The following is a 6,914-nucleotide window of genomic DNA, read 5'->3' on the forward strand; positions in this document are numbered from 1 at the left end:
GACCGGGTCGCCCGGGAAGTGACAGCCGAAGAACCAGAGCTCGGGCTTGATGTCGAGCTCGGCGATGATCTCGCCCTTGCCGTACTCGCCGCCATAGTCGGCGATACGGATCACGCGATCCATCATCAGCATGTTCGGCACCGGCAGCTGGGCATTGCCGGGCCCGAACATCTCGCCATAGCCGCAGGCGAGCAGCTGCTCGCGATCGAAGGATTCGGTTCTACTCATTCTAGGTCTGGTTTCCGTCTCAGTGGGGCGAGGCAGTGGCCGGCAAGCAGTCGTGCAGTCGTGCAGTCGTGCTCAGGGGGCCAGCTTGCGCTCGAGGAAGGGGACGATCTCATCGAGTGCGATCAGCTGCATCTCGGCGTCGCGCCGACCCTTGTATTCGACCTTGCCGTCATCGAGATGCTTATCCCCGATGACGACGCGATGGGGGATGCCGATCAGCTCCATATCGGCGAACATGAAGCCGGGGCGAGCGTCGCGGTCGTCGAGCAAGACCTCGATGCCGACCGCCTTCATCCGCTGATAGAGATCGTCAACGGCCTCGCGCACGCGGAAGGACTTGCCCAACTTCATCGGCAGCAATGCGACCTCGAACGGCGCAATCGTCGTCGGCCAGCAGATCCCGCGCTCGTCGTGGTGCTGCTCGATAGCGGCGGCGACCACACGTGAGACACCGATGCCGTAGCAGCCCATGGTCATGGTCACGGCCTTGCCGGACTCATCAAGCACCACGGCCTTCATTGACTCGCTGTACTTGCGCCCGAGCTGGAAGATGTGGCCGACCTCGATGCCGCGGGCGATGGTGAGCTGGCCCTGGCCGTCTGGGCTGGGGTCGCCCTCGATCACGCTGCGAAGATCAGCGACCTCGGGCAGCGGCAGGTCGCGATCCCAGTTGAGTCCGAACCAGTGCTTGCCATCTTGGTTGGCGCCGGCGCTGAAGTCCGCCGTGACAGCGACGGTGCGATCGACGATACAGGGGATCGGCAGCTCCTTGGGTCCGAGCGAGCCGGGACCGGCGCCGATCGCGGCGCGGATCTCCTCTTCGGTGGCCATGCGCAGTGGACTTGCGACCGGCGCGAGCTTTTCCGCCTTGATCGGGTTCAGCTCGTGGTCGCCACGGACCAGCAGGGCGACCAGACCCTGCTCAGCGCCGGTCTCGGGGTCGGCACCGGCGACGACGAGGGTCTTGACCGTGCGCTCGATCGGTTGACTGAAGCCCTCGACCAGGTCGGCGATGGTCTTCGCATCTGGGGTGTCGACGAGGCGCAGCGCCTCGCTTGGCGCCGGGGCGGCCTCTGCCGGTGCGAGTGCCTCGGCTAGTTCGACATTGGCCGCATAATCGCTCTGGGTCGAGAAGGCGATCGCATCCTCGCCGGAGTCCGCTAGGACGTGGAACTCATGCGAGGCGTTGCCGCCGATCGCGCCGGTGTCGGCCTGTACGGCGCGAAAATCGAGACCGCAGCGCTTGAAGATGCGGCTATAGGCCTCGTACATCCGGGCATAGGTGTCGGCCAACGAGTCTTGATCGACGTGGAAGGAGTAGGCGTCCTTCATCAGGAACTCGCGCGCGCGCATGACGCCGAAGCGCGGGCGGATCTCGTCGCGGAACTTGGTCTGGATCTGATAGTAATTGATCGGGAGCTGCTTGTAGCTGCGCAGCTCATTGCGCGCCAGCTCGGTGATAATCTCCTCGTGCGTCGGGCCGAAACAGAATTCACGCTGATGGCGATCCTTGAGGCGCAGTAGCTCCGGCCCGTAGTGCTCCCAGCGCCCGGATTCCTGCCAGAGCTCGGCCGGTTGCACGGCCGGCATCGAGACCTCAAGCGCGCCGGCGCGGTCCATCTCCTCACGGACGATGCGCTCGACCTTACGCAGCACCCTCAGGCCGAGTGGCAGCCAGGTGTAGAGCCCTGCTGCCAGCTTGCGGATCATCCCGGCACGCAGCATGAGCTGATGACTGGCGATCTCGGCGTCGGCCGGCGTCTCCTTGACGGTGTTCAGCGGAAAATCTGAGGTACGCATGGGCGGTAGAGCTCGGGGGCAAAGCGCCGAAGTCTATCGGCGCAGCAGGGGTTGGACAACAGCCTTGGTCGAGGCGCTGGACTGGCGGCCTCAACCAGCTGATGCGATCGATGGACCAGAGCAGCGCCCGATGCAGGGGCGCAATGCGAGCGCTGGCTCTGGGTCTGGCTTCAGGTTGAGCCTCAAGTGAGCGCCATCAGCTGTCGAAGGCCTGTTCTAAGGCCTTGAGATCCATCGCATTCAGATAGGCCTCCAGGGTATCTGCATCGGCGCCTTGGCGTCCCTCGAGCTGCAGCAGGATACTGTTGCCGATGACCAGCGAGAGCTTGGTCGCGCCGTTCTCCTGCGGCTCAAGCAGCCCGCGATAGCCTTGATGGACATAGGCACCGAGGCCATCGGCCCCTTGCATGAACAATGGGGTTTGCATCAGTCCGCTGATGAAGCCCAGAAAGGGCGAGTTGGCACTGATGGTCATGACAAGCTCTGCGCCGGTTTCGGTTTGCTGGTAGGTGCGGCTCAGGACCTTACCTGTCAGCGCAGCCATGAACCCCGTTGCTTCGGCCCCGGCTTGGTCCGCGGTCCAGCCTGGTAATGGTTCCGGGAATAGTTGGAGCTGCTTTTCGGTTTGCTGTTGCTGGATGTCGATGATGGCAAGGTTCAGCGCCTCGATCGCGACCCCGGTCTCTCCGGCCTCGTAGGCGCGGCGCGCAGCATCGATCTGATCGAGCACTGGGTCGGCCTGTGCGGCGATGGGCGACAAGACCGCGCAGGCGACCAGGATCATCGCCTTCATTCTGCTAGGAGTGGCGGAGCGAGCATGCATAGGTGTGCCTCCGGTTCAATACATATGCTGTCCGCCGTTCACTGAAAGCGTGGCTCCGGTGATGAAGCCTGCCTCGTCGGCGACTAGGAAGAGCACCGCGCGGGCGATGTCCTCGGGCTTGCCGAGGCGTCCGACCGGGATACGGGCGATGATCTTCTCCAACACATTGGCTGGGACCGCACGCACCATCTCGGTATCCACATAGCCAGGCGCGACCGCGTTGACGGTGATGCCCTTGGTCGCACCTTCTTGTGCGAGCGCCTTCGTGAAGCCATGAATGCCAGACTTGGCCGCGGCATAGTTGACTTGGCCATATTGGCCGGCCTGACCGTTGATAGAGCCGATGTTGACGATGCGCCCGAATGCGCGCTCACGCATGCCATCGATCACCGCCCGCGCGCAGTTGAAGCAAGAGCCCAGGTTCGTATCGATGACCCGCTGCCACTGATCAGGGCGCATCTTGTGCAAGGTGCCGTCGCGGGTGATGCCGGCGTTGTTCACCAGCACATCGATGGGACCAACATCCTGCTCGATGCGCTTAACGCCGTCGGCAACGGCGTCGAAATCGGACACGTCGAATTTGTAGGCCGGGATACCGGTATGCTCGCTGAAGGCCTGGGCGGCCTGATCATTGCCACCATATACGGCAGCGACCTGATAGCCGGCATCGTTGAGAGCGACGGAGATCGCTTCGCCGATGCCGCGGGTACCGCCGGTGACCAGTGCTGTTCTCGTCATCTCGCTGTCGCTCCTCTATTGTTTTGCGTGGTCATTGTGCTGCGCACCTGAGCCCAGTCATTTGACTGTGGCCGCACGCCTGTCTTAGTAGCAGGGCATAGTACCTCAGACTGGAGTCGGGTTTCGCGGCGACGCGAGGTTCGCATCGGGCTAGAATGGGGTGATAGAACAAGAACGCTTGGAGGAGTTGCTGCCTTGAGAGACCGCTTTTTCGCGATCATCGTATCCTTGTTGGTTTGGACTCTGGCCGGAGCCCTGTTCGGCGGCCTGTTTATCGGCCTGCATGAAGTATTGATCTTGCTCGGCCTCAGCGGCTGGCAGCCATTGGTGGTCGGCGCTGTGACCGCTGCGATGACCACCGCTGCTTTTTACAGTGCGATGCCCTTGGCCTTGGTCGGTGCCGCAGCCGGTGTCTTGGCGTCGATCGGCTATCTGGTGACCTCTGGTCAGACGATTAGCCTGGCCATGATCACGCTCATCGCTGGTGGCAGTGGTGTTGCAGCTGGGGCCTTCTTTGCGTGGACCGGACGGCGCAATGCGCGGCCATTGGCGGAGACGCTGACCGGGATGCTTGCGGGCTTTGGAGCTGGCTTGGCACTGGTGGTGGTGATGACGACCCTGCAAGTTGCCGTCGGACCCTTCGTGATGGCGGCTGGCGTCGTCGCGATTGTTGGCACGCTGTTCCAGCTTAATGAGCATTGGATCGTTCAGGCCTGCCATGGCTGGCTACCGGACAGCCTGGCGGCGCCGTTGGTTGCGGGGTTGATCGCCTCGGTGGTTGGCGCGGCGGTCTGGCTGATGGCGGGCATGACAACGCCCGTGCTGTTCAGCGGCGAGCGCTCGGTGGTCGATCAGGTCTTGCGCCAGGTGCCCACAGGTGCGCTTGGCGGGATGCTCGGTGGCGCGGCCACCGGTCTGATCCTCGAGCTACTGGGCTTCCGGCTTGAAGATCACGATCTTGTCTAGCGGTCCCGGTCGAGGGGTGGGCCTCGAGCCACCTGCTCCTATCGTGCGGCGACTCGGTTGGTTCGGCACATCGACAAAGGGGCACGGGCGATGACTGACGAAACGGAAAGCAGCCAAGACGGCATTCCGATCCGACGCGCCTTGGAGACGATGATTCGTCTTAGCCTGGTTGCCTTGATGATCGCACTCTGTGTTTGGATCATGCACCCGTTCCTGATCCCGATCATCTGGGGGCTGATCATCGCGGTTGCGGCATGGCCTGGTTACTTCCAACTGCTCCGTCTGCTCGGCCAGCGCCGCACGATCGCCTCCGCGGTGTTTACCTTGCTTGCCCTGGTGTTGCTGATCCTGCCGGTCTTGCTACTCAGTGGCACGTTGGTGGAAGGCGTGACGATGGTCTCGAATTCCATTCATCAGGGTGGTCTCGAGATCCCACCATCACCGGACCTGAGCTCGGTGCCACTGGTGGGGGAAGAGGTCGAGGCGTTTTGGAACCAGGCCTCAGAGAATCTGGAGGAGGCGGTGAAGACGCTCCAGCCGCAGCTGCAAAAGATCGGCGCACGGGTGCTGAGCTTCGCCGCCAATGCTGGTATGGGCGTGGTGCATCTGCTGATTGCGATCGTGATTGCAGCGATCTTGCTGGCCAAGAGCGACGAAGGGCGGCGCCTCTCGGACGCGATTGCGCAACGACTCGCTGGTGATCAGGGACGCCGTTTTGCTCGCCTGGCCGAGTCTGTGGTCAGGAGTGTATCGCGCGGCATCCTCGGGATCGCGCTGATCCAAGCCCTGTTGGGTGGCGTTGGTATGCTGGTTGCCGGGGTTCCAGCAGCGGGTCTCTGGGCGTTGCTGATCATGATCTTTGCGACCATTCAGCTCGGCGCCTTTCCGGTCGTATTGGGGGTTAGCCTCTACATGTTCTACAGCGCCGACATGACCACCGCGATCCTGTTCGCCATCTGGTCCGCATTTGTCGCCTCGCTCGACAATATCCTCAAGCCATTGCTGCTCGGACGGGGTGTGGAGGTGCCGATGGCGGTGATCTTCGTCGGTGCGATCGGCGGGCTGCTCAACGCCGGCATCATCGGACTATTCATCGGTCCGGTGATCCTGGTGCTTGGCTATGAGCTGTTCCTCGCCTGGCTGCGGATGCCGGCGCCGGCAGCACAGGACTGACGACAGGCATCTGTGACCCAGACCGCGATACTGGTGCCGAGCGATGCGCCGATCCAGGTGCGTGCCGGCAATGAGCTCGACAAAGAGGCACTGCTCGCATTCATGGCCAGTGCGTCCGGTGATGATAAGGCCGCGACGCTGGCTCGGCGCTGGCATTGGCAGTGGCATCAAGATCCCCGCCTTGAGGCGCCCGGCTATCGCGGGGTGGTTGCGGTCTGGGGCGGCAAGATCATCGCCAATCTGTCTTGCATGCCTGCCGCCCTCTTTATGGATGCACAGCCGGTCGATGCCTGCTGGCTAACCGATGCGCGGATCCATTGGGGCTGGACCCGGCAAGCCCTAAGGGCATCAGCGCGCGCGGGTTGGCGCAAGCAGAGCCTCTTTCCGGACGGGATTGTCGCAGCACTGGTGGATCATCCCGAAACGGGCGAGCGACAACTGGGTAAGCATGTTGCTGAGGCGATGATGACGCTCCTGTATCGTCGCGGTTTTTCCGATGTGCCGGATGCCGGTAACCTGATGCGTCGGGTCTCCTTGCGCTCGCCACTGATGCGCGGGCTAGGCCCCAGGATTGGTAGCCTGTGCGGGGCCTTTGCTGACCTGTCAATTCGCCTGCCACCAAGGCCGAGCCGAGCCGTCGAGCGTTTTGATGACCCGTTCGATGGGCGCTTTGATCGGCTCTGGCAGCGCGCCTGCGAGCTCTATCCAGCAATCACCCGGCGGGATGCCGCGGTATTGCAGTGGCACTACCGCGAGCATCCGGACACGCAGTATCAGACCCTGATCCTCGACGAGGGCCAGGGGCTGCGCGGCTATCTCGTGTTTAAGGTCTGGGAGCGGAAGGGGCGACAGATCGCCAGGTTGGTCGATCTGCTGGTCTTGCCCGGCGACCGAGAGGCACTGCGGGCCTTGATCTCCGCGGCACTGCGAGCAATGCGTGCGCAGGCTGCGGAGCGGGTGGACTGGTTTGTTAACGGTGGCGATGCGAGTCAGGTGGCACGCGAGCTCGGGTTTGTCCCGCGGCTGACCCGTCATGGTCGGCCTCAGTCGCTCCTGGTCCGGGGCTTGCCGCCGCAGCTCTATGTGACCAGTGGCGATGGCGATGGCGGCTGAGTTGGGGCCTCTGATTTGAGCCAATGTAGCCTCTATCGAAGCGATGACTGGCGCCCTGCTCGGAGCCCTGCTC

The 6,914-nt window shown here is 63.0% G+C and carries 7 protein-coding genes; 3 read left to right on the forward strand and 4 right to left on the reverse strand.

Going from position 1 to position 6,914, the window contains the following annotated elements:
* From ACY693_RS12170 to phbB, 4 genes are all read right to left on the reverse strand, one after another.
* Positions 1–228 (reverse strand): hotdog family protein (locus ACY693_RS12170; protein WP_462322093.1); only part of this gene is annotated, 228 nt, incomplete at its 3' end.
* Positions 229–300: 72 nt separating this feature from the next.
* Positions 301–2,028 (reverse strand): proline--tRNA ligase, encoded by a 1,728-nt coding sequence (locus ACY693_RS12175; RefSeq protein WP_462322094.1) that lies wholly within the window; start codon positions 2,026–2,028, stop codon positions 301–303.
* Between the two features lie 196 nt (positions 2,029–2,224).
* A complete protein-coding gene (locus ACY693_RS12180) occupies positions 2,225–2,821 on the reverse strand; it encodes a hypothetical protein (protein WP_462322095.1) in 597 nt (198 codons plus the stop codon).
* Between the two features lie 45 nt (positions 2,822–2,866).
* A complete protein-coding gene (gene phbB, locus ACY693_RS12185; protein ID WP_462322096.1) occupies positions 2,867–3,589 on the reverse strand; it encodes an acetoacetyl-CoA reductase in 723 nt (240 codons plus the stop codon).
* A 195-nt stretch (positions 3,590–3,784) separates the two neighbouring features.
* Between phbB and ACY693_RS12190 the strand changes: the two genes are divergently transcribed.
* The 3 genes from ACY693_RS12190 to ACY693_RS12200 all read left to right on the forward strand — a co-directional run bounded on the left by ACY693_RS12190 (position 3,785) and on the right by ACY693_RS12200 (position 6,841).
* Positions 3,785–4,555, forward strand: coding sequence for a spermidine synthase (locus ACY693_RS12190; RefSeq protein ID WP_462322097.1), 771 nt, complete (start codon positions 3,785–3,787; stop codon positions 4,553–4,555).
* A 90-nt stretch (positions 4,556–4,645) separates the two neighbouring features.
* Positions 4,646–5,728 carry an AI-2E family transporter gene (locus tag ACY693_RS12195; RefSeq protein WP_462322098.1) on the forward strand — a complete coding sequence of 361 codons (1,083 nt, stop codon included), beginning with the start codon at positions 4,646–4,648 and terminating at the stop codon, positions 5,726–5,728.
* A 12-nt stretch (positions 5,729–5,740) separates the two neighbouring features.
* A complete protein-coding gene (locus ACY693_RS12200) occupies positions 5,741–6,841 on the forward strand; it encodes a hypothetical protein (protein ID WP_462322099.1) in 1,101 nt (366 codons plus the stop codon).
* The last annotated feature ends 73 nt before the right edge of the window (positions 6,842–6,914 follow it).

The sequence above is a fragment of the Halochromatium sp. genome (genome assembly GCF_054919635.1).

Excerpts from the sequence above, each read along its gene's own strand:
- ACY693_RS12175 (WP_462322094.1), bottom strand. The coding sequence starts at position 2,028 with ATGCGTACCTCAGATTTTCCGCTGAACACCGTCAAGGAGACGCCGGCC.
- ACY693_RS12180 (WP_462322095.1), bottom strand. The coding sequence starts at position 2,821 with ATGAAGGCGATGATCCTGGTCGCCTGCGCGGTCTTGTCGCCCATCGCC.
- phbB (WP_462322096.1), bottom strand. The coding sequence starts at position 3,589 with ATGACGAGAACAGCACTGGTCACCGGCGGTACCCGCGGCATCGGCGAA.
- ACY693_RS12195 (WP_462322098.1), top strand. The coding sequence starts at position 4,646 with ATGACTGACGAAACGGAAAGCAGCCAAGACGGCATTCCGATCCGACGC.